19 protein-coding genes are annotated in these 20,752 nt (G+C 60.3%); 13 read left to right on the forward strand and 6 right to left on the reverse strand.

The features are described from left to right. Positions 1–150: 150 nt before the first annotated feature. The 3 genes from ccoM to D6877_RS20580 form a co-directional block, all read right to left on the reverse strand. Positions 151–264, reverse strand: coding sequence for a cytochrome c oxidase subunit CcoM (ccoM, locus tag D6877_RS30175; RefSeq protein ID WP_016771346.1), 114 nt, complete (start codon positions 262–264; stop codon positions 151–153). 149 nt (positions 265–413) lie between these two features. Then, positions 414–575: a hypothetical protein gene (locus tag D6877_RS29445; protein WP_178083723.1), complete on the reverse strand. Its 162-nt coding sequence runs from the start codon at positions 573–575 to the stop codon at positions 414–416. A gap of 93 nt (positions 576–668) precedes the next feature. Continuing rightward, positions 669–1,010, reverse strand: a complete 342-nt coding sequence (locus tag D6877_RS20580) for a hypothetical protein (RefSeq protein ID WP_024011931.1) — start codon at positions 1,008–1,010, stop codon at positions 669–671. A gap of 252 nt (positions 1,011–1,262) precedes the next feature. Here D6877_RS20580 and rapA point away from each other — a divergent pair, with 252 nt between their 5' ends. Beyond that, positions 1,263–4,109 (forward strand): RNA polymerase-associated protein RapA, encoded by a 2,847-nt coding sequence (gene rapA, locus D6877_RS20585; RefSeq protein WP_130911950.1) that lies wholly within the window; start codon positions 1,263–1,265, stop codon positions 4,107–4,109. A gap of 156 nt (positions 4,110–4,265) precedes the next feature. Here rapA and D6877_RS20590 read toward each other — a convergent pair whose 3' ends face one another. After that, positions 4,266–5,615: an MFS transporter gene (locus D6877_RS20590; protein WP_130911951.1), complete on the reverse strand. Its 1,350-nt coding sequence runs from the start codon at positions 5,613–5,615 to the stop codon at positions 4,266–4,268. A 301-nt stretch (positions 5,616–5,916) separates the two neighbouring features. Here D6877_RS20590 and D6877_RS20595 point away from each other — a divergent pair, with 301 nt between their 5' ends. Next, a complete protein-coding gene (locus tag D6877_RS20595) occupies positions 5,917–6,285 on the forward strand; it encodes a YkgJ family cysteine cluster protein (protein WP_016771350.1) in 369 nt (122 codons plus the stop codon). 149 nt (positions 6,286–6,434) lie between these two features. Next, positions 6,435–8,717: an EAL domain-containing protein gene (locus tag D6877_RS20600; protein ID WP_130911952.1), complete on the forward strand. Its 2,283-nt coding sequence runs from the start codon at positions 6,435–6,437 to the stop codon at positions 8,715–8,717. Here D6877_RS20600 and D6877_RS20605 read toward each other — a convergent pair. Continuing rightward, on the reverse strand, positions 8,608–9,504 hold the full coding sequence (locus D6877_RS20605; protein WP_178083724.1) for an NAD(P)-dependent oxidoreductase: 897 nt from the start codon (positions 9,502–9,504) through the stop codon (positions 8,608–8,610). The two genes, D6877_RS20600 and D6877_RS20605, sit on opposite strands and share 110 nt — an antisense overlap. 196 nt (positions 9,505–9,700) lie before the next feature. Between D6877_RS20605 and D6877_RS20610 the strand changes: the two genes are divergently transcribed. Then, complete coding sequence (locus D6877_RS20610; RefSeq protein WP_130911954.1) at positions 9,701–11,899, forward strand: hypothetical protein; 2,199 nt, start codon at positions 9,701–9,703, stop codon at positions 11,897–11,899. A gap of 283 nt (positions 11,900–12,182) precedes the next feature. On the opposite strand, the gene D6877_RS20615 is transcribed toward D6877_RS20610, so the two are convergent. Beyond that, positions 12,183–12,488: a DUF2288 domain-containing protein gene (locus tag D6877_RS20615; protein WP_016771353.1), complete on the reverse strand. Its 306-nt coding sequence runs from the start codon at positions 12,486–12,488 to the stop codon at positions 12,183–12,185. A gap of 351 nt (positions 12,489–12,839) precedes the next feature. Here D6877_RS20615 and D6877_RS20620 point away from each other — a divergent pair, with 351 nt between their 5' ends. The 9 genes from D6877_RS20620 (at position 12,840) to D6877_RS20665 (ending at position 20,576) form a co-directional block, all read left to right on the forward strand. Further along, positions 12,840–13,967 carry a branched-chain amino acid ABC transporter substrate-binding protein gene (locus D6877_RS20620; protein ID WP_024011924.1) on the forward strand — a complete coding sequence of 376 codons (1,128 nt, stop codon included), beginning with the start codon at positions 12,840–12,842 and terminating at the stop codon, positions 13,965–13,967. 229 nt (positions 13,968–14,196) lie between these two features. Further along, positions 14,197–15,120, forward strand: coding sequence for a high-affinity branched-chain amino acid ABC transporter permease LivH (livH, locus tag D6877_RS20625; RefSeq protein ID WP_016771355.1), 924 nt, complete (start codon positions 14,197–14,199; stop codon positions 15,118–15,120). Continuing rightward, positions 15,117–16,373, forward strand: coding sequence for a high-affinity branched-chain amino acid ABC transporter permease LivM (locus tag D6877_RS20630; protein WP_016771356.1), 1,257 nt, complete (start codon positions 15,117–15,119; stop codon positions 16,371–16,373). The genes livH and D6877_RS20630 overlap by 4 nt, the downstream gene beginning before the upstream one ends. After that, the gene (gene livG / locus D6877_RS20635) at positions 16,370–17,137 is read left to right on the forward strand and encodes a high-affinity branched-chain amino acid ABC transporter ATP-binding protein LivG (protein WP_016771357.1); all 768 of its coding nucleotides are present in this window, start codon (positions 16,370–16,372) and stop codon (positions 17,135–17,137) included. Before D6877_RS20630 ends, livG begins: the two co-directional genes overlap by 4 nt. Beyond that, positions 17,138–17,839, forward strand: coding sequence for an ABC transporter ATP-binding protein (locus D6877_RS20640; protein WP_003222380.1), 702 nt, complete (start codon positions 17,138–17,140; stop codon positions 17,837–17,839). It abuts the gene before it with no gap. Between the two features lie 290 nt (positions 17,840–18,129). Further along, positions 18,130–18,435, forward strand: coding sequence for a DUF2282 domain-containing protein (locus D6877_RS20650; protein WP_016771358.1), 306 nt, complete (start codon positions 18,130–18,132; stop codon positions 18,433–18,435). Positions 18,436–18,460: 25 nt separating this feature from the next. Next, positions 18,461–19,348, forward strand: coding sequence for a DUF692 domain-containing protein (locus D6877_RS20655; RefSeq protein ID WP_130911956.1), 888 nt, complete (start codon positions 18,461–18,463; stop codon positions 19,346–19,348). Next, positions 19,345–20,103, forward strand: a complete 759-nt coding sequence (locus D6877_RS20660) for a DNA-binding domain-containing protein (protein ID WP_016771360.1) — start codon at positions 19,345–19,347, stop codon at positions 20,101–20,103. The genes D6877_RS20655 and D6877_RS20660 overlap by 4 nt, the downstream gene beginning before the upstream one ends. Next, positions 20,100–20,576, forward strand: a complete 477-nt coding sequence (locus D6877_RS20665) for a DoxX family protein (RefSeq protein ID WP_016771361.1) — start codon at positions 20,100–20,102, stop codon at positions 20,574–20,576. The genes D6877_RS20660 and D6877_RS20665 overlap by 4 nt, the downstream gene beginning before the upstream one ends. The last annotated feature ends 176 nt before the right edge of the window (positions 20,577–20,752 follow it).

A 20,752-nucleotide genomic window follows, 5' to 3' on the forward strand; every position in this document is an offset into this window, starting at 1 on the left:
GGCGGAACCGTAATCAGCAACACCCGAAGCAACGGATATTCACCCAAAACCCCAACAGCCTGGTCGGCCCACAGGCCGCCAAGGCACAAAAAAAAAGGGGCAACCGAAGTCGCCCCAAAATGCCTTGCGTGCCCATCAATCCAGAAGAACTCACTTGCGCCGCTTGTGCGCATCCTTCCAGATAAAAAATCCAAACCCTGCAAAAAACAGCACCATGAGCCCCACCGTGAGAACCCCGGCAAACACCACGTTATCGAAAAACATGACTGACCTCCCGGCCCTGCTTTGCTTTGCTGCGATGGATTCAAATTAACAAACACACAGGCGCACATATTGACCAGGATCAATATCCGCAACGTTGAGAAATAAAGGAGGGGAAATAACTGACGTGCATCAACGAATGCAGCGGGAGATCAACGCTTTTTCGGCTTGTTCTTCGATTTTTTCTTGGCTTTTCCCAACGGCATCACCTGCTCGAAAGCCTGGCGCACTTCGTTCAGGCGCTTCTCGTTGAGGTCATGCACACGCTTGGCGCGTTCAGTGCTGAGGTCGATCAGTTTGTCGTCTTGGCTCATGGCGTCCGGCACATCGCAGAGAGATCACAGCTGCCGTCACCGGCAGGATTGCGCCAATCATGCCGCTTGGCGCAGGCGCTGACCAGTCACTACTCAAATCTCGATATCGACCCACAGCCCCTGACGCGGCTGATCGTCTATCAGCGGCACCACCGGCACGGTGTTGTCGGCGTTCAACTCGGTACCCGGCACGGCCAGATGCTCTTCAGGATCTTCATCCGCCTCGCGGCGTCGGCGGTCACGTTCCTGTTGACGACGCTGTTCTTCGCGCGCCAGCAGACGATCCTCTTCCGGATCACGCTTCTGCAGATCGATCGTGCTTTCGTTGGAGCTTTCCTGCACCGGCACCACTGGCGGGATGTCCGGCCGCTGGCGGATCGGATCCTGCTGGGAAGTGATCGGCACGGCGCTCAAGGGGAGCATCGGTGGCAACATATAAAGGTCTCCTGTCTGCAGGCTATCGGCTGGGGCGCAGGCGCCTTGAGCCGCCTGTCGCAAACTTGTGATGCGCTTGGCACCTGTTGGAGCTGCCGAAGGCTGCGATCTCTTATGGGACAACGCAAAACCCAAGTGTTCCCACAGATCAAAAGATCGCAGCCTGCGGCAGCTCCTACCCCAGTATTTCTTTGGCCTCAGGGTCGCATTCCGTTAAGATAGCCCGCTTTTTCAAGGTGGGAGTCAGGCAGCATGGCGCAGCAGTATCAACCGGGGCAACGCTGGATCAGTGACAGCGAAGCAGAGCTTGGTTTAGGCACCGTTCTGGCACAGGACGGCCGCTTGCTGACCGTGCTTTACCCGGCCACTGGCGAAACCCGCCAGTACGCGCTACGGAATGCGCCCCTGACCCGCGTGCGGTTCTCGCCGGGCGACTCCATCACCCATTTCGAAGGCTGGAAGATGACCGTGCAGCAGGTCGACGACGTCGACGGGCTGATGGTCTATCACGGCCTCAACGGGCAGAACGAAGTCGTCACCCTGCCGGAAACCCAGCTGTCGAACTTCATTCAGTTCCGCCTCGCCAGTGATCGTCTGTTCGCCGGGCAGATCGACCCGCTGCCGTGGTTCTCCCTGCGCTACAACACCCTTGAACACACCAGCCGCCAGTTGCAGTCCTCGCTGTGGGGCCTGGGTGGCGTGCGTGCGCAACCGATCGCGCACCAGTTGCACATCGCCCGCGAAGTCGCCGACCGTATCGCCCCGCGCGTATTGCTGGCGGACGAAGTGGGTCTGGGTAAAACCATCGAAGCCGGTCTGGTCATCCATCGCCAACTGCTTTCGGGGCGCGCCAACCGCGTGCTGATCCTGGTGCCGGAAAACCTTCAGCACCAATGGCTGGTGGAAATGCGCCGCCGCTTCAACCTGCAGGTCGCGCTGTTCGACGAAGAACGTTTCATCGAAAGCGATGCCACCAACCCATTCGAAGACACCCAATTGGCGCTGGTCGCGCTGGAGTGGCTGGTCGACGACGAGAAAGCCCAGGACGCCTTGTTCGCCGCCGGTTGGGACCTGATGGTGGTCGACGAAGCGCACCACCTGGTCTGGCATGAAGACAAAGCCAGTGCGGAATATTCGCTGGTCGAGCAACTGGCCGAAGTCATCCCCGGCGTGCTGCTGCTCACCGCCACCCCGGAACAACTCGGTCAGGACAGCCACTTCGCCCGTCTGCGCCTGCTCGACCCGAACCGTTTCCACAACCTGGCCGCGTTCCGCGCCGAGAGCGACAACTATCGCCCGGTCGCCGAAGCTGTGCAGGAACTGCTCGACAAGGGCCGTCTCTCCGCCGAGGCGCACAAGACCATTCACGGTTTCCTCGGCAACGAAGGCGAAGCCCTGCTCACCGCCGTCAACGATGGTGATACTGAAGCCAGCGCCCGCCTCGTGCGTGAACTGCTCGATCGCCACGGCACCGGCCGCGTGCTGTTCCGTAATACCCGCGCCGCTGTGCAGGGTTTCCCGGAGCGCAAACTGCATCCGTATCCGCTACCGTGCCCCGACGAATACCTCGAACTGCCGCTGGGCGAACACGCCGAGCTGTACCCGGAAGTCAGCTTCCAGGCCCAGCCGGAAACCAGTGAAGAAGAGCGCTGGTGGAAATTCGATCCGCGCGTGGAGTGGCTGATCGATCAGCTGAAAATGCTCAAGCGCACCAAAGTGCTGGTGATCTGCGCCCACGCCGAAACCGCGATGGACCTGGAAGACGCCCTGCGCGTGCGCTCCGGCATCCCGGCCACGGTGTTCCACGAAGGCATGAACATCCTTGAGCGTGACCGCGCCGCCGCCTACTTCGCTGATGAAGAATTCGGCGCGCAGGTGCTGATCTGCTCGGAGATCGGCAGTGAGGGTCGCAACTTCCAGTTCGCTCACCACCTGGTGCTGTTCGATCTGCCGTCGCACCCGGACCTGCTCGAGCAGCGTATCGGTCGTCTTGACCGGATCGGCCAGAAGCACATCATCGAATTGCACGTGCCGTACCTGGAAACCAGCCCGCAACAGCGTCTGTTCCAGTGGTACCACGAAGCACTTAATGCTTTCCTCAACACCTGCCCGACCGGCAACGCCTTGCAGCACCAGTTCGGCCCGCGCCTGCTGCCGCTACTTGAAGAAGCCGATGACGGCGAATGGCAAGCGCTGATCGACGAAGCACGCGCCGAGCGTGAACGTCTCGAAGCCGAGCTGCACACCGGTCGCGACCGTCTGCTGGAACTCAACTCCGGTGGCGCTGGCGAGGGTGAAGCGCTGGTAGAAGCGATCCTTGAGCAGGACGATCAGTTCGCCCTGCCGATCTACATGGAAACCCTGTTCGACGCGTTCGGCATAGACAGCGAAGACCACTCGGAAAACGCCCTGATCCTCAAGCCGAGCGAGAAGATGCTCGACGCCAGTTTCCCGCTGGGCGACGACGAAGGCGTGACCATCACCTACGACCGCAATCAGGCGCTGTCGCGCGAAGACATGCAGTTCATCACCTGGGAACACCCGATGGTGCAGGGCGGCATGGATCTGGTGCTGTCCGGTTCGATGGGCAACACCGCCGTCGCGCTGATCAAGAACAAGGCGTTGAAGCCGGGCACCGTGTTGCTCGAATTGCTCTACGTCAGCGAAGTGGTCGCACCGCGCTCGCTGCAACTGGGTCGCTACCTGCCACCGGCGGCGCTGCGTTGCCTGCTCGATGCCAATGGCAACGACTTGTCACCACGGGTGTCGTTCGAAACCCTCAACGATCAGCTGGAAAGCGTGCCACGGGCCAGCGCCAACAAGTTCATCCAGGCCCAGCGCGATCAGCTGACGCCACGGATCAACGCCGGCGAAGAAAAGATCGCCCCGCGTCACGCCGAGCGTGTGGCCGAAGCGCGCCGCCGCCTGGCCGCCGATACCGACGAAGAACTGGCGCGCCTGACCGCGTTGCAAGCGGTCAACCCGACCGTGCGCGACAGCGAACTGGAGGCGTTGCGCACTCAGCGTGAGCAGGGTCTGGCGATGCTCGACAAAGCGGCGTTGCGCCTGGAAGCGATTCGGGTGCTGGTAGCGGGTTAAACCGCCCTGCTCCACCGCTGAAAACCAAGAGGCCCGCAGTGATGCGGGCCTTTTTTATTTCAGAAGCAAAAAGCAAAAGATCGCAGCCTTCGGCAGCTCCTACAGGGAGAATGCGTTCCTCCTGTAGGAGCTGCCGAAGGCTGCGATCTTTTGATCTTAAGCAGTCGCCGCAGAAATTTCTGGCTCAACCACCGCCACCAACCCCTCCTTCATCCGCTGCGCATCGCGAACAAAACACCGCGATGCCAGAAACAGAAAGACCATGGTCAGGAACAGCGCCACCGGGATCAGGTACATCGCGTCGTGCAGGCCGACAGCCTTGAACGCTTCGGTCATCTGCTCAGCCCCCGCCGCCAGCATCGCCGTGTGCGCGAAGTGATCCGACAGCCCACCGACGACCACTGGCCCCAAGCCGCCGCCGAGCAGATACAGACCGGCGAAGAACAACGCCATCGCCGTGGCCCGCAGGCGTGGTTCGACGACGTCCTGAATCGCCGTGTACACGCAGGTATAGAAGTTGTAGGCGAACAGCCAGCCGACGCTGAACACCGCGACGAACACACCGATCTCGATGCGCCCGGCATGCAGCGCCCACGCTGTGCACAGGGTCGAAATGATCAGACTGAACGCGGCAAACAGCAGCCGCCCACTGGCGAAACGCTGATGAATCTTGTCGGCGATCCAGCCGCCGAGAGTCAGCCCGACCAGTCCGGTGACGCCGACGATCACGCCCGTGGCCACCGCCGCCTCCTGCAACGGCATGAGGAAATAGCGCTGCAGCATCGGCACCAGGAACGAGTTGCAGGCATAGGTCGCGAAGTTGAAGCACAGCCCGGCCATCACCAGCCAGAGGAAGGTCGGCACGGCGAGGACGCGGCGGATCGGCTTGTCGACTTTCTCTTGCGAGACCTGCACGGATTCCGCGGCACCGCGCTTGGGCTCTTTGATAAAGAACATGAAGATCGCGAGGATCAGCCCCGGCACGGCGGCAATGAAGAACGGCGCGCGCCAGCTGTCGAACGCCTTGACCATCGCGCCGATGGTGAAGAACGCCAGCAGCAGCCCCAGCGGCAGGCCAAGCATGAAAATACCCATCGCCCGCGCCCGACGGTGTGCCGGAAACAGATCGCCGATCAGCGAGTTGGCCGCTGGTGCGTAACTGGCTTCGCCGATGCCGATGCCCATGCGCACGATGAGGAAACTCCAGAAACTGCCGACCATGCCGTTGACCGCAGTCAGCGCACTCCAGGTCGCCAGGCCCCAGCCCATCAGCTTGCTGCGTGAACCGGTGTCGGCCATGCGCCCCAGTGGCAGGCCGGCAATGGCGTAAACGATGGTGAACGCAGTGCCGATGATGCCCAGCTGAAAGTCGCTGAGGTGCCATTCCATGCGGATCGGTTCGATGATGATCGCCGGGATGGTGCGGTCGAAGAAATTGAACAGGTTGGCGAGGAACAGCAGGAACAGAATGCGCCAGGCATTCGCCGCTTGGGTCGAGTTCTGCATGGGTCCGTCTCTTTATTGTTATGAGGGCTTCACTGCCAGCGCGTCGAGCCCGGAACCTGCAATCTAGTCAGCCGCGCGGGGGCTGTCTGTCATCATTCGTCAGCCTGATATCGAACCATCGCACTGTAACGAAACGTAAGCCCTTGATAACTCTGGAATCCCCCGCCATACGGGGCTTTCGCGGCAAAATCCGGCGACAAAAAAATAGTTTCGCGCCCCCCTTCCCAACGCCATGGCAAAGCCTAGAATGGCCGCCGGATCCGTCCGGATCTTCCGATCAATCCCTTTGATACCTCCGCCCATGTCCGAAGCCAGTCCGTGTCTGAATTGCGGTGCCTGCTGTTCCCATTTTCGCGTGTCTTTTTTCTGGGGTGAGTGCTCATCCGCTGGCGGGACGGTGCCCGATGAACTGGTCGCGCAGATCACTCCGAGCCGGGTAGCGATGATCGGCACCGATCGCAAGCCCACACGTTGCACGTCTCTGGCGGGTGAGGTCGGCAGCGCTGTGGCCTGCACGATCTACGACAAGCGCTCGAGCACCTGCCGCGAGTTCGAGGCGTCATGGGAAAACGGCGAGCACAATCCCGACTGCGACAAGGCCCGCGCCGCCCACGGCTTGCCACCCTTGCCGCCACACTGGAACGACCTGCCGCTGGAGCGCATTGCCTGAGCCTTAGCGCGAATCGCTATGAGGCTAATGGCAAAATCATTACCACCAATATGCCACTACGCCTTCGAGCCTGAAAACCGCCTCTATACTCCTCCCATTCGCCTGCGCTGACTGACGCACGGCCTTATGAATCCGAGACGGGGCACGCTATGGAGTGGCTTGGTTTGCAGTTTGTTGCCGAGCTGCCGGCGAGCGGGCAGATTCTCCTCGATTGCAGTCACAATCCCTTGCTGGTGCTTGTAGCCTATCTGGTCGCCTGCGCGGCCAGTTTCGCCACGCTCGATATGGCCGAGCGCGTCGTGCATGCCGAAGATCCAGGGTCGCGGCGAATCTGGCGCTGGATCGGCGCGACCTGCCTGGCCGGCGGCATCTGGGCCATGCACTTCATCAGCATGCTGGCTTTCCAGACACCGATCGACATTCAGTACGACCTCGGCGTCACCCTCTTCTCGTTACTGATCGCCCTGCTCGCCTCGTGGCTGGCCATGCACACTCTCAGTGAGGTGCAGCCGAGCGCGTTGCATTGCCTGAAAACCGCGTGTGTCATTGGCTTGGGCATCGCGGGCATGCATTACGTCGGCATGGCGGCGATGAAGTCGAGCGCCACCGCCTACTATCAGCCGGGGCTCTTCGCGTTGTCGGTGCTGATTGCCATCGGCGCCAGTTTCGCCGCGCTGTGGGTGGCGCGCTATCTGAGCGAAGGCAGCGGCGTGGCGCATCAATTGCTCAAGTACAGCGCTGCGCTGATTCTCGGTGCCGGCATCATCAGCATGCACTTCACTGGTATGGCTGCGCTGGACCTGGTGCTTCCCGAAGGCGCTCTGGCAGCAAGCGGCGGCGACACCGGGCATCTGCAACTGGGCCTGACCGTAGCGCTGATCATCCTGCTGATCCTCGGCAGTGCGATCAGCGCCGCCCTCGCCGACAAGAAACTGCAGAACAAGGAAAACGATCTGCGCCGGGTCAACGCCCTGCTCAGTCAGCTCGATCAGGCGCGCATGTCCTTGCAACAAGCGGCCAATTACGACGCGCTGACCAACCTGACCAACCGCCGTGGCTTCAACCAGCTGTTCGCCGAGAAGCTCAGCCAGAAAACCAGCGAGGGCGGGATGCTCGCGGTGATGTTTCTCGACATCGACCACTTCAAGCGCATCAACGACAGCCTCGGCCATGATGCCGGCGATGCGCTGCTCAAAGTCATCGCCCAGCACATCAAGAGTTCGGTGCGCAGCCATGAAGACGTGGTCGCGCGGTTCGGCGGCGACGAGTTCTGCATCCTTATCAGCCTGCGCGATCGTGAAGAGGCGCGCGGCATGGCGCAGCGCATCATGCACAAGATGAAAGAGCCGATCGAACTGGCCGGCCGGCGCATGGTGATGACCACCAGCATCGGCATCAGCCTGTTTCCCGAAGACGGCACCACTTGCGAAGAGCTGCTCAAGCACGCCGACCTGGCCTTGTACCAATCCAAGGGCGCCGGGCGCAACGGTCTGCACTTCTTCAATTCCAGCCTGAAGACCCGCGCCAGTTTCGAGCTGCAACTGGAAGAAGAACTGCGCAGTGCGCTACGGCAAGACCACGCGCTGATGCTCTACTATCAGCCGATCTTCGAACTGAAAACCGGGCGCGTGACCAAGCTCGAAGCACTGATTCGCTGGCAGCATCCGGTTCACGGTTTGCTTACACCGGATCGCTTCATCGGTATCGCCGAAAACAACGGTTTGATCGCCGAACTGGACAATTGGGTGCTGCGCCGCGCCTGCAGGGATCTTGGCGAGCTGTCGCGGCATGGTTGTGCCGAATTGAAAATCGCCTGGAACTGCTCGCCGCTGAATCTGGCGCGCGAAGAGCTGGCCGAGGAGATCGAGCACGCCTTGCACACGGCGGGCGTTGCCCCGGAACGCCTGGAACTGGAGGTCACCGAAAACGCCTTGATGGGCAACATCGCCAACACTCTGGTGCTGTTGCGGCAGATCCGCGCCCTCGGTGTGTCGCTGTCGATCGATGATTTCGGCACCGGCTACTCGTCGCTGGCCTACCTCAAGCGCCTGCCGCTGAACACCCTGAAGATCGACCGCTCGTTCATCCTCGACATCCCCACCGCCACGGCGGACATGGAGATCGTCCAGGCGATCATCGTCATGGCCCACACCCTGCATCTGCAGGTGGTCACCGAGGGCGTCGAGAGTCTTGAACAATACGAGTTTCTCGAGCGTTCGGGCTGCGACTTCATTCAGGGTTATCTGCTCAGCCGCCCGGTGCCGCTGGACGAATTACGCGCGGTGCTCGATGAAATCAACCAGCGCAAACCCGTCCTCGGGGTCAATCCGCTGAGTCTGGCGCGCGATACATTTGCACCAGCGTCGCTGGATCCTTCGCTAAAAAGCCTTGCGCCCCATGCAGGCGCATCAATTGTGCGGCCAATCCGCTGATTGGCGTCGCCGAGCCCTGCTCGCGGGAAAATTTCACCGCCGTGTCGAGATCCTTGAGCAGCGTGCGCACGTGCCACTTGATCGGCTCGAAACGGCTCTCGGCCATTTGCGGGGCAAGGATCTGCAAAGGCTTGGAATCTGCAAAACCACCGGCCAACGCCTCGGCGATCAGACTGGCATCAACCCCGGCCTGCTCGGCCAATGCCACCACCTCGGCAATCACCAGCGCATTGCAGGCGACAATCATCTGGTTGCACGCCTTGGTCACTTGCCCCGCACCGATGCCGCCCATGTGCGTGACGCGCTGGCCGAGAGTGAGCAGCACCGGGCGTACGCGCTGAAGATCTGCCGCTTCGCCGCCGACCATGATCGCCAGGCTGCCGGCCTCGGCGCCGACTACGCCGCCGGACACCGGGGAGTCAAGCCAGCCCATGCCGCTTTTCTCGGCCAGCTCTGCGGCCATCTCGCGAGTCGCGGTCGGTTCAAGACTGGAGAAATCCACCAATAGCTGGCCGTTCTTCGCACCTTCGGCAACGCCGCCAGCGCCAAACACCACCTCACGCACCACGGCAGTGTCGGCCAGGCACAGCATGACGATGTCGGCGTGTGCGCACAGTTCGGCGGGGCTCGTCACTTGTCGGGCGCCGGCCGCAACCAGTGGCGCGCACTTGTCCGGGTTGCGGTTCCACACCGTCAGCGGGTGACCCGCCGCCAGCAGACGCTGGCACATCGGCAGACCCATCAGGCCGATTCCGGCAAACCCCAACGAAGGTAGCGTTGACATCATTTCGCCTCTTTTCGATTAAAGAACACCGAATCATGGCCGATTCATCAACGATCAGGAAAGGATTCCGCCCGGCGATCAGACCAGCCAGCACTACGACGCCCGGGCCGTATTCGCGCACACAAGACGCGAGATCTTATTCCGTGAGGTACGCCGGCAATGTTCGGCGGGCCAACCCAGTCCAGGTAAATGGCGCACCATGACCTTCAAAAACAACCCCGCCAGTGCAACAGCCGATCTGACCCTGAGCCCCGCTGCGAACAGCGCGTCATTATCGAAACCCGCGCCGCCTTCGCGCCCGCTGTCGACCCAGCAATACCTGTACTTCACCGAAACCAACACTGACCGCATCCTCGATAACCTCGACGGCCTGCGCGATTCGGTGTTCCCGCGCCCGGCGCATCAGGAAGGCGACAACGAGCAGCACAACGACCAGGAATTCCCCTCGGTGTGCCTGATCGGCCTCGGTCGCTGCGGCTCCAACATCGCCCTCGACGTGGCGGAGCTGGTGTACAACGCGCGTAAGTTCTACCTCAACGAATTCAACAACGAAGACCGCCCGACCGACCGGCGTCTGGCCGACAAGGGCTACAGCCCGGCGCAGTGGATCAAGAACAACCTGCGCATCGGTACCAGCAAATCGACCAAACCGGTGTTTCTGGTCGAACCGCTGGTGATGCTTGGCGACCTCGACAAGGATATTGCCGGGCGCATCCGTTTCTCGCGCAAGGGCGAGAAAAGCGGCTTCCTGCGCGACTACAGCAAAATGAAGATCATGGACTTGTCCGAAGTCCACGCCGGTGGCGCCGGTAACGCGCCGATCCTCGGCCAGTACCTGGCGAAGATCATCCTCAACAAGGACACCCAGCGCTTCTCCAGCCCCGACTGGAAAATGATCCACTCGTACCTGATCGACAGCTGCGGGATCAAGGCCAACCAGTCGCGCCTGTATTTCTCGATCTTCAGTGCCGGCGGCGGTACCGGTTCGGGCATGGCCTCGGAGTTCGGTCTGGCGCAGCAGCACTCGTACATGAACAAGACCTTTGATACCAAGCCGATGGATGAGCATGACGGCAAGAGCGGTCATTCGTTTGTGTTCGAGCCGATCTTCACCAGCGGCATCTGCGTGCTGCCGAACATTTCCGACCACCGCAGCGAAATGTCCGAGGCGCTGCACATCAACGCCGGGCGCCTGCTGTGCAAATACCTGTCGGAGGAATGGGATTTCTCCTACAACTTCGCCAACGAAGACAGCAGCGAAGCCAGCGTGATGGGGCGTATCCGCCCGTGGAACGCGATGATGTTGATCTCCAACGACATCATGCGTTACGCCGAAGAAAGCGATGACGGCAATATCCAGAACATTGATGTCAATGCCATGGAGAAGCACGCCAACCAATACATCTCGCAGCAGATCTTCAACATTCTGACGGCGCAGGCAGTCACCACTGACTACGACCAGAACTACTTCCGCCGCGCCGGCATCGACATCGGCGAAACCATCCGCCTGGACGCCAACGACCTGTTCATGAGTCTGGCCGGGCCGGTGGCGATTGCCTACGCCGAATCGGTGGTGCCGGAAACCCCGCCGCCGAGCAGCGACAAGTTCAAGGTCTTCGATAAAGAGCCGCAGCGCCTGAACATCGACGACCTGTTCTTCCGTTCGATCGACCTGCCGCACTTCAACAAGGTCACTCAGGCCATCGAAGGCATCAGCCTGCTGCCGATCGAATCCAAGCGTTATCGCGCTTCGCTTGAGCAGTACAAGAATTCCGGCTACGACGCCGCCGCGCTGCACGACCTGCACTTCTTCAAGAATTGCTCGTCGGTGGTCTCGATCGTCTCGCTGCCGAAAGACTACAAACTGTCGTACATGGACCTGAACCGGTTGAAGACCCACCTCAACAGCCTGTTCCCCAACACCACGCTCAAGCGCTACGCGCTGGTGATCGGCGCTTCGGCCAACCTGTCGCTGACGACCCTGATCGCCAAGAGCCCGTGCCTGTCGGACGACTTCCTCACGCTGATCGTGGCGTTCATCAAGCGCTGCTTTGCGAAGAATCCGTACCGTTTCGACGAGACGCTGGATAACTCGATTCTCGACTTCATTGTTCAGGAAGAATTCGACGAAGACCGCATCGACGAATTGCTGAACGAATTCGAAAACCCTGCGAAGATCCTCGACACCAACTGGTACGCGATCAAACCGATGTACGAGAAGAAATACCGCGAGCTGATCAACGACAAGGACAAGTTCGTCTCGATCAATGACATTCGCCTGTCGCGCGATTGCGTGAAGAAGTCGATCAAGTACCTGCGCGAGATCTACCGCCACCGGATTGGCAAGACCAAGGTGATTTCGCTGAATAACCATACCGGGAAGACTTACTCGGTCTAATCCAGTACCGAGTCGCCCCATTCGCGAGCAGGCTCGCTCCCACAGGAAAGTGCATTCCAAGGTGGGAGCGAGCCTGCTCGCGAAGGCGCCCTCGACTTCACCGACAAATTCAGCTTTACGAACATCCAGAAACAATTAAGCGACCCTCAGGCCGCTCTAGAAACTGTTCCCGTTACGTTTACGTCACCGTGAGGCGTGGCATTTCTCCACGGCAAGGTGCCATCACGCTACTCCGCTACACACTTGCGGCGCGGCAATCGAGGCACCAAAAGAGTGCGAGCAATTAAACGGCCGCCCTTTCCTGGATCAGAATCCACGGCGAAACCACCACTGCCCACAGCTGTGGATCTCGCTCGAAAATATCCAGCGCCCGCGTTTCAGACAGCTTGGCGACCTTGTCGTCGGCCAGCCAGGCCGCGACTTTCTCGCCTTCATCCGAGGCCACGGCCTCGGCGGCGGCGATCAAATCCAGGTCAGGGTCGACCCACAATAGGGCACCCTTGGCGAAGAACGGCTCCAGCTCTTTCCAGGTAATAGATGCCGTTTCACCAAGCAGCTTGGCATAGAGGGTGCTAGGTTCTTGATTCATGGGAGCTGTCCGGAAAAGAAATCGACGCGAATGATAACGTCGGTGGTCCGGCAGAAAAACCCGGTTGCAAATCGCTGCACCGAACGAAAAGAGCAGGAACGCCAGGGAATGCTGCCTTTTGGGATATATGCCCCCGATTGCCCCGCCGCAATTCTGTCTCTTTCATTCAAAAATGCGACACCCCCAAGTTTTGCCCCGTGGCGCCCGCTTCCCAGTTGATCAAGCGGCGCTCTACACTGTACCGGTACAGTTGCCGGGGCATTTTCCGGAGGGTATCGCAAAGATATCTGACCCGGTTCTGCTGCTACGGCGCCAGAACTCTAAAAAATACAACAGTAAGAGTGGAGCACTATGACTAAGGCTACTAAGCAGATTTCCAAACTGTTTGCCGCTATGGTTCTGGCCGGGGTTGCCAGCCATTCGTTCGCAGCTGACACCATCAAAATCGGTATCGCCGGTCCTAAAACCGGTCCAGTAGCCCAGTACGGCGACATGCAGTTCAGTGGCGCGAAAATGGCCATCGAGCAGATCAACGCCAAGGGCGGCGTCGACGGCAAGAAACTCGAAGCCGTTGAATACGACGATGCCTGCGATCCGAAACAAGCGGTAGCGGTAGCGAACAAGGTCGTCAACGACGGCGTCAAGTTCGTGGTCGGTCACCTGTGCTCCAGCTCCACCCAGCCAGCTTCGGACATCTACGAAGACGAAGGCGTGATCATGATCACCCCGGCTGCCACCAGCCCGGACATCACCGCCCGTGGCTACAAAATGATCTTCCGCACCATCGGTCTCGACAGCGCCCAGGGCCCTGCCGCCGGCAACTACATCGCCGATCACGTGAAACCGAAAGTGGTTGGCGTGCTGCACGACAAACAGCAGTACGGTGAAGGCATCGCCACCGCCGTGAAATCGACCCTCGAGAAGAAAGGCACCAAGGTTGCCGTCTTCGAAGGCGTCAACGCTGGCGACAAGGACTTCTCTGCAATCATCGCCAAGCTCAAGCAAGCCAACGTCGACTTCGTCTACTACGGCGGCTACCACCCGGAGCTGGGTCTGATCCTGCGTCAGGCTCAGGAAAAAGGCCTGAAAGCCCGCTTCATGGGTCCGGAAGGCGTGGGTAACGACTCGATCACCCAGATCGCCAAGGACGCGTCCGAAGGCCTGCTGGTGACCCTGCCGAAATCCTTCGACCAGGATCCGGCCAACGTTGCCCTGGCTGACGCGTTCAAAGCCAAGAAGGAAGATCCGAGCGGTCCGTTCGTGTTCCCGTCCTACTCGGCAGTGACCGTGATTGCCGAAGGCATCAAGGCGGCCAAGTCCGAAGACGCGACCAAAGTGGCTGAAGCCATCCACGCCGGTTCGTTCAAGACCCCGACCGGCGACCTGAGCTTCGACGACAAGGGCGACCTGAAGGACTTCAAATTTGTCGTGTACGAGTGGCACAACGGCAAACCTAAAACCGAAGTTTCGCCTCAGTAAGGCCTTGCCCGACTGACTGCCAATAAAGCCCACGGCGTGCCGTGGGCTTTGTTTTGCGAATGTATGGGCCGCGCTGGCGTGATCCGCCAGTCGACCCACCTGAAAATCTCAAAACCGTCATCAGCGGTTCGCTGGCAAAACCCGGATTCGAAGTGGATAGAGATCCACGGGGCCGGGCGGGAAAATGACTCCACCAGTGAAATGCGTACAGGTTTTTAGGAGCGCTGTAATGCCTGACCTCTATCACTTCTTCCAACAGCTGGTTAACGGCCTCAACGTTGGCAGCATGTATGCCCTGATCGCCATCGGCTACACGATGGTCTACGGCATCATTGGAATGATCAACTTCGCCCACGGCGAGGTGTACATGATCGGTTCCTACGTGGCCTTCATCGCCATCGCCGGGCTGACCATGATGGGACTCGACAGTGTCCCGCTGTTGATGACCGCGGCGTTCATCGCCAGCATCGTCGTCACCAGTTCCTACGGTTACAGCATCGAACGGATCGCCTACCGCCCCCTGCGCGGCAGCAACCGTCTGATCCCGCTGATTTCTGCCATCGGTATGTCGATCTTCCTGCAGAACACCGTTCTGCTGGCGCAAGACTCCAAGGACAAAGCTATCCCCAACCTGATCCCGGGCAACTTCGCCTTCGGTCCGGGTGGCGCACAAGAAGTGCTGATTTCCTACATGCAGATCGTGGTGTTCGTGGTGACCCTGATCGCCATGCTCGGCCTGACCCTGTTCATCTCCCGTTCCCGCCTGGGCCGCGCCTGCCGCGCCTGTGCCGAGGACATCAAGATGGCCAACCTGCTCGGCATCAACACCAACAACATCATCGCCCTGACCTTCGTCATCGGTGCTGCGCTGGCAGCTGTTGCAGCAGTCCTGCTGAGCATGCAATACGGCGTGATCAACCCGAACGCCGGTTTCCTCGTCGGCCTCAAGGCCTTCACCGCTGCGGTACTGGGCGGCATCGGCAGCATCCCCGGGGCCATGCTCGGCGGTCTGGTGCTCGGTGTAGCGGAAGCGTTCGGTGCCGATATCTTCGGCGACCAGTACAAGGACGTCGTTGCGTTCGGCCTGCTGGTTCTGGTGCTGTTGTTCCGTCCGACCGGCATTCTGGGCCGTCCGGAGGTTGAGAAAGTATGACTAGAAATCTTAAACAGGCATTGTTCAGTGCCTTGCTGGTGTGGGCCGTGGCCTACCCGGTATTGGGTCTGAAACTGACCATCGTCGGCATCAATCTGGAAGTGCACAACACCAGCCCTGCGGTACTCGCGACCATCGCGATCTGCTCGGTGCTGATGTTCTTGCGCGTGCTGTTCAACCAGCAGATCAGCAAGGCCTGGCGCTCCTCGCCGGGCATGCCGCTGATCCCGGCCAAGGCCAGCAACTTCCTGACCCTGCCAACCACCCAGCGCTATTTCATCATTGCGCTGATTCTGATCGCCCTGGTCTGGCCGTTCTTCGGCTCCCGTGGCGCGGTGGATATCGCAACGCTGATCCTGATCTACGTGATGCTCGGCCTGGGCCTGAACATCGTTGTCGGTCTGGCCGGTCTGCTTGATCTGGGTTACGTCGGTTTCTACGCCGTCGGCGCCTACAGCTACGCGCTGCTGTCGCATTACTACGGCTTGAGTTTCTGGATCTGCCTGCCGATTGCCGGCCTGATGGCGGCGACGTTCGGCTTCCTGCTGGGCTTCCCGGTGTTGCGTCTGCGTGGCGACTATCTGGCGATCGTGACCTTGGGTTTCGGCGAAATCATCCGTCTGTTCCTGCGTAACCTGACCGACATCACCGGTGGCCCGAACGGCATCAGCAACATCGAGAAACCGACGTTCTTCGGCCTGACCTTCGAGCGCAAGGCCGCCGAAGGCCTGCAGACGTTCCACGAGTATTTCGGCCTGCAATACAACTCGATCAACAAGGTGATCTTCCTTTACCTGGTTGCGCTGTTGCTCGCACTGGCCGCGCTGTTCGTGATCAACCGTCTGCTGCGCATGCCGATCGGCCGTGCGTGGGAAGCACTGCGTGAAGACGAAATCGCCTGCCGCGCGTTGGGCCTGAACCCGACCGTGATCAAGCTCTCCGCCTTCACCCTGGGTGCTGCGTTCGCCGGTTTCGCCGGCAGCTTCTTCGCCGCGCGTCAGGGTCTGGTGACGCCCGAGTCGTTCACCTTCATCGAGTCGGCGATCATCCTCGCCATCGTCGTATTGGGTGGCATGGGCTCGCAACTGGGTGTGATTCTGGCGGCGATCGTGATGATCCTGTTGCCGGAAATGATGCGTGAGTTCAGCGAGTACCGCATGTTGATGTTCGGTGCGCTGATGGTGCTGATGATGATCTGGCGTCCTCAAGGTCTGCTGCCGATGCAACGCCCACATATGGAGTTGCGCAAATGAGCCGCGAGATCCTTAAAGTCGAAAATCTGAGCATGCGCTTCGGCGGCTTGCTGGCGGTCAACGGCGTGGCGCTGACCGTCAAGGAAAAACAGGTGGTCGCCCTGATCGGCCCGAACGGCGCCGGCAAGACCACCGTGTTCAACTGCCTGACCGGCTTCTATCAGCCTACCGGCGGCAGCATCCTGCTCGACGGCGAGCCGATCCAGGGCCTGCCGGGCCACAAGATCGCCCTCAAAGGCGTGGTGCGGACCTTCCAGAACGTGCGTTTGTTCAAGGACATGACTGCGGTCGAGAACCTGTTGATCGCCCAGCACCGTCACTTGAACACCAACTTCCTGTCCGGCCTGTTCAAGACCCCGGCGTTCCGCAAAAGCGAGCGCGAGGCGATGGAATTTGCCGAGTACTGGCTGGAAAAGGTCAACCTCAAAGAGTTCGCCAACCGCACCGCCGGCACCCTCGCCTACGGCCAGCAACGGCGTCTGGAAATCGCCCGCTGCATGATGACCCGCCCACGGATCCTCATGCTCGACGAACCGGCCGCCGGCCTGAACCCGAAGGAAACCGAAGACCTCAAGGCGCTGATCGGTGTGTTGCGCGAAGAGCACAACGTCACCGTGCTGCTGATCGAACACGACATGAAACTGGTCATGAGCATTTCCGACCACATCGTCGTGATCAACCAGGGCACACCGTTGGCCGACGGCACGCCGGAACAGATCCGCGACAATCCTGAAGTGATCAAAGCCTACCTGGGGGAAGCGTAAATGCTGCAGTTCGAAAACGTTTCCACCTTCTACGGCAAGATCCAGGCCCTGCACAGCGTCAACGTCGAAGTCCGTCAGGGCGAGATCGTGACGCTGATCGGCGCCAACGGTGCCGGCAAATCCACGCTGCTGATGACGCTGTGCGGTTCGCCGCAGGCCCACAGCGGCAGCATCCGCTACATGGGTGAGGAACTGGTCGGCCAGGACTCGTCGCAGATCATGCGCAAGAGCATTGCCGTGGTGCCGGAAGGTCGTCGGGTGTTTGCCCGTCTGACCGTGGAAGAAAACCTGTCGATGGGCGGATTTTTCACCGACAAGGGCGACTATCAGGAACAGATGGACAAGGTCCTCGGACTTTTCCCACGCCTGAAAGAACGCTTCAACCAGCGCGGCGGCACCATGTCCGGCGGTGAACAGCAGATGCTCGCTATCGGCCGCGCGCTGATGAGCAAGCCCAAGCTGCTGCTGCTCGACGAGCCGTCGCTGGGTCTGGCACCGATCATCATCCAGCAGATCTTCGACATCATTGAACAGCTGCGCAAGGACGGTGTGACTGTCTTTCTGGTCGAGCAGAACGCCAACCAGGCGCTGAAAATCGCTGACCGCGCCTACGTTCTGGAGAACGGCCGCGTGGTCATGCAAGGTACCGGTGAAGCGCTGCTGACCGACCCGAAAGTGCGCGAGGCGTACCTCGGCGGTTGAGTGTTATCGCTGAACAACAAAACGGCCTTCGGGCCGTTTTTTGTTTCCTGAGCACCACCAAGGTAACCCTGTAGGAGCGAGCCTGCTCGCGAAAGCGCTCTGTCATTCAACATTATGGGTGCCTGACACACCGCCTTCGCGAGCAGGCTCGCTCCCACAGGGATACAGCTGAATCCGAAATTTTTATAAATTTCTCGTCCCGCCTGTAACGCATCCCCCCACCCGTTCTCTAGAGGGACAAGCAAGCGCAAACCGCTTGCAGAAACCCTGATAAAAACTGGAGAAACATCATGACTGCGACTACCCGTACCCTGTCCGCTACCGCCCTGGTTCTGGCCCTCGGTTCCGCTCTGAGCATCGCCACTGTCTCCACCGCCCAGGCCGCCGATGCCAACATGGAAAAATGCTTCGGCGTGGCCATGAAGGGTAAGAACGATTGCGCCGCAGGTGCCGGGACTACCTGCGCCGGCACGGCGAAAATGGACTATCAGGCCAACGCCTGGAAGCTCGTTCCGAAAGGCACCTGCGCCACCACCGAAAGCAAAACCTCGCCGACCGGTTTCGGTCAGCTCGAAGCCTTCAAAGCCAAGTCCTGATCTACGGCCTGCCTGAGTGACGCCCATGTTCAGTCATCACGAACCGTCCCTGCCGCGCACTCAGGCAGCTCGCACCGAGCTCCCTGCCCGCGCCGGGCTGGGGCTCAAGACCGGGCACTTCCTCGAAGTGCTCGGCTCCTTGCCGGACCTCGGTTTCTTCGAAGTCCACGCCGAAAACTACATGGTGGCCGGCGGCCCGTTTCATCATTTCCTCGGTCTGATTCGCGAACAGTACCCGCTGTCATTGCACGGCGTAGGCCTGTCGATCGGTGGCGAAGGCGCGCTGGACAGCCAGCACATCAAACGCCTCGCCGATCTGATCGAGCGCTATCAGCCACAAGCCTTTTCCGAACACCTGGCCTGGTCGAGCCACGGCCCGGTGTTCCTCAATGACCTGCTGCCACTGGCTTACGACACGCCGACGCTGAACCGCGTCTGTGCGCACATCGACCAGGTGCAGAACACTCTGAAACGACCGATGCTGCTGGAGAACCCGGCGACCTATCTGGGATTTGAGCACTCGACGATCGACGAGGCCGAGTTCATCGGCGAAGTGATCCGCCGCAGCGGCTGCGGCTTGTTGCTCGACGTCAACAATGTCTACGTGTCGTGCATCAATCATCAGCGCGATCCTTTGGCCTACCTCGATGCATTACCGCTGCACGCGGTCGGCGAGATTCATCTGGCCGGCTTCGCTGAAGATTGCGACAACCTCGGCGACCGCTTGCTGATCGACGATCACGGCGCGCCGGTTGATCAGGCCGTCTGGGATCTGTACCGGCAAGTGCTGCAACGTATCGGCCCGGTGGCGACGCTGATCGAACGTGATAATCAGGTGCCGGCCTTTGACGTTTTGCTCGCCGAAGCGCAGCAAGCCGAGACGCTTTTGCGCCGCGCGGAGCGTGCGGCATGAGCACGCAAGCGGACTTCGCCGCCGCCCTGCTCAATGCGCAACTGCCGTATCCCAAGGGCCTGTGCAGCCGCAACGGCGCCGATCCGTCGCGGCGTTTCGCGGTGTATCGCAATAACGTGCAGAGCTCGCTGATCAATGCCCTGGCCGACAGCTATCCGGTGGTGCTGCAATTGGTCGGCGAGGAATTCTTCCGCGCCATGGCGGCGATTTTCGTCCAGAGTCAGCCGCCACACAGTCCGTTGATGAGCCGCTATGGCGAAGACTTCGCCGACTTCATCGCAGAGTTTGAACCCATCGCCGGCGTGCCTTATGTCGCTGATGTTGCGCGCCTTGAGCATCTGCGCACTGTCGCCTACCACGCCGCTGATGCGCAGCCGATACGGCCTGAACAAGTCAGTGCCGCGCTGGCCGATCCGCAGTCGCTGACTGAGCTGTGTTTCGAACTGCATCCCTCGCTGCACCTGCTCGACTCAGCCTACGCCGTTGTCGCGATCTGGGCCGCGCATCAGCAGGAGCCAACTCTGGCGGGCATTGGCCTGAATCAAGGCCAGCACGCTCTGGTGCTGCGCAATGGTCTCGACGTTGAGGTGTTCGCTCTTGAACCAGGTGCGAGCGTGTTCCTTCGTCATCTGCTCCAGGGCTCGCCACTGCTCGCGGCGGCAGAAAACAGCCCGCCGTTCGATCTCGCCCAAACCCTCGCCTTACTGATTGCGCATAACGCGATCACGCAGCTGAATTACAAGGAGTTGCTATGAACGCTTTTATCCTGCGCGTCATCGCGCTGTTCGAAAAAATCCCGCACAGCCTGATTGCCTTCATCGCGCGTTTCTCCATTGCCGCGGTGTTCTGGAAATCCGGGCAAACCAAGGTCGAAGGATTGGCCGTCGATTTGATTGACGGCACCTTTGAACTGGGCTGGCCACGTTTGGCCGATTCGACGATTCCGCTGTTTCAGAGCGAGTACAACCTGCCGCTGCTGTCGCCGGAAATTGCCGCGCATCTGGCGGCTTTTGCCGAGCATGTGTTTCCGCTGCTGATCCTGCTCGGCTTCGCCACACGGTTTTCGGCGCTGGCACTGCTGGGCATGACCCTGACCATTCAACTGTTTGTCTACCCGGATGCCTACCCGACCCACGGCACCTGGGCGGCGGTGTTGCTGTACCTGATGGCGACCGGGCCGGGCAAATTGTCGATCGACCAGCTGATTGCCCGCCGTTTCGCAAAATAAGATCCCCCCTGTGGGAGCGAGCCTGCTCGCGAAAGCGGTGTGTCATTCAACATCGGTATCGACTGATACTGACGCATTCGCGAGCAGGCTCGCTCCCACAGGGAAATCACATCAGCGTTGCAGTCGATCCAGCGCCTCGCCACTGCGCTTGAACCAGCCCATCAGATAATCCGCGA

The sequence above is a fragment of the Pseudomonas sp. Sample_9 genome, from assembly GCF_004307535.1.
GTDB lineage: Bacteria > Pseudomonadota > Gammaproteobacteria > Pseudomonadales > Pseudomonadaceae > Aquipseudomonas > Aquipseudomonas mercuritolerans.

Excerpts from the sequence above, each read along its gene's own strand:
- D6877_RS20630 (WP_016771356.1), top strand. The coding sequence starts at position 15,117 with ATGACTAGAAATCTTAAACAGGCATTGTTCAGTGCCTTGCTGGTGTGG.
- D6877_RS20660 (WP_016771360.1), top strand. The coding sequence starts at position 19,345 with ATGAGCACGCAAGCGGACTTCGCCGCCGCCCTGCTCAATGCGCAACTG.
- D6877_RS20610 (WP_130911954.1), top strand. The coding sequence starts at position 9,701 with ATGACCTTCAAAAACAACCCCGCCAGTGCAACAGCCGATCTGACCCTG.
- D6877_RS20605 (WP_178083724.1), bottom strand. The coding sequence starts at position 9,504 with ATGATGTCAACGCTACCTTCGTTGGGGTTTGCCGGAATCGGCCTGATG.
- D6877_RS20595 (WP_016771350.1), top strand. The coding sequence starts at position 5,917 with ATGTCCGAAGCCAGTCCGTGTCTGAATTGCGGTGCCTGCTGTTCCCAT.
- D6877_RS29445 (WP_178083723.1), bottom strand. The coding sequence starts at position 575 with ATGAGCCAAGACGACAAACTGATCGACCTCAGCACTGAACGCGCCAAG.
- ccoM (WP_016771346.1), bottom strand. The coding sequence starts at position 264 with ATGTTTTTCGATAACGTGGTGTTTGCCGGGGTTCTCACGGTGGGGCTC.
- rapA (WP_130911950.1), top strand. The coding sequence starts at position 1,263 with ATGGCGCAGCAGTATCAACCGGGGCAACGCTGGATCAGTGACAGCGAA.
- D6877_RS20665 (WP_016771361.1), top strand. The coding sequence starts at position 20,100 with ATGAACGCTTTTATCCTGCGCGTCATCGCGCTGTTCGAAAAAATCCCG.
- D6877_RS20590 (WP_130911951.1), bottom strand. The coding sequence starts at position 5,615 with ATGCAGAACTCGACCCAAGCGGCGAATGCCTGGCGCATTCTGTTCCTG.
- D6877_RS20650 (WP_016771358.1), top strand. The coding sequence starts at position 18,130 with ATGACTGCGACTACCCGTACCCTGTCCGCTACCGCCCTGGTTCTGGCC.
- livG (WP_016771357.1), top strand. The coding sequence starts at position 16,370 with ATGAGCCGCGAGATCCTTAAAGTCGAAAATCTGAGCATGCGCTTCGGC.
- D6877_RS20620 (WP_024011924.1), top strand. The coding sequence starts at position 12,840 with ATGACTAAGGCTACTAAGCAGATTTCCAAACTGTTTGCCGCTATGGTT.
- D6877_RS20580 (WP_024011931.1), bottom strand. The coding sequence starts at position 1,010 with ATGTTGCCACCGATGCTCCCCTTGAGCGCCGTGCCGATCACTTCCCAG.
- D6877_RS20655 (WP_130911956.1), top strand. The coding sequence starts at position 18,461 with ATGTTCAGTCATCACGAACCGTCCCTGCCGCGCACTCAGGCAGCTCGC.
- D6877_RS20640 (WP_003222380.1), top strand. The coding sequence starts at position 17,138 with ATGCTGCAGTTCGAAAACGTTTCCACCTTCTACGGCAAGATCCAGGCC.
- livH (WP_016771355.1), top strand. The coding sequence starts at position 14,197 with ATGCCTGACCTCTATCACTTCTTCCAACAGCTGGTTAACGGCCTCAAC.
- D6877_RS20600 (WP_130911952.1), top strand. The coding sequence starts at position 6,435 with ATGGAGTGGCTTGGTTTGCAGTTTGTTGCCGAGCTGCCGGCGAGCGGG.
- D6877_RS20615 (WP_016771353.1), bottom strand. The coding sequence starts at position 12,488 with ATGAATCAAGAACCTAGCACCCTCTATGCCAAGCTGCTTGGTGAAACG.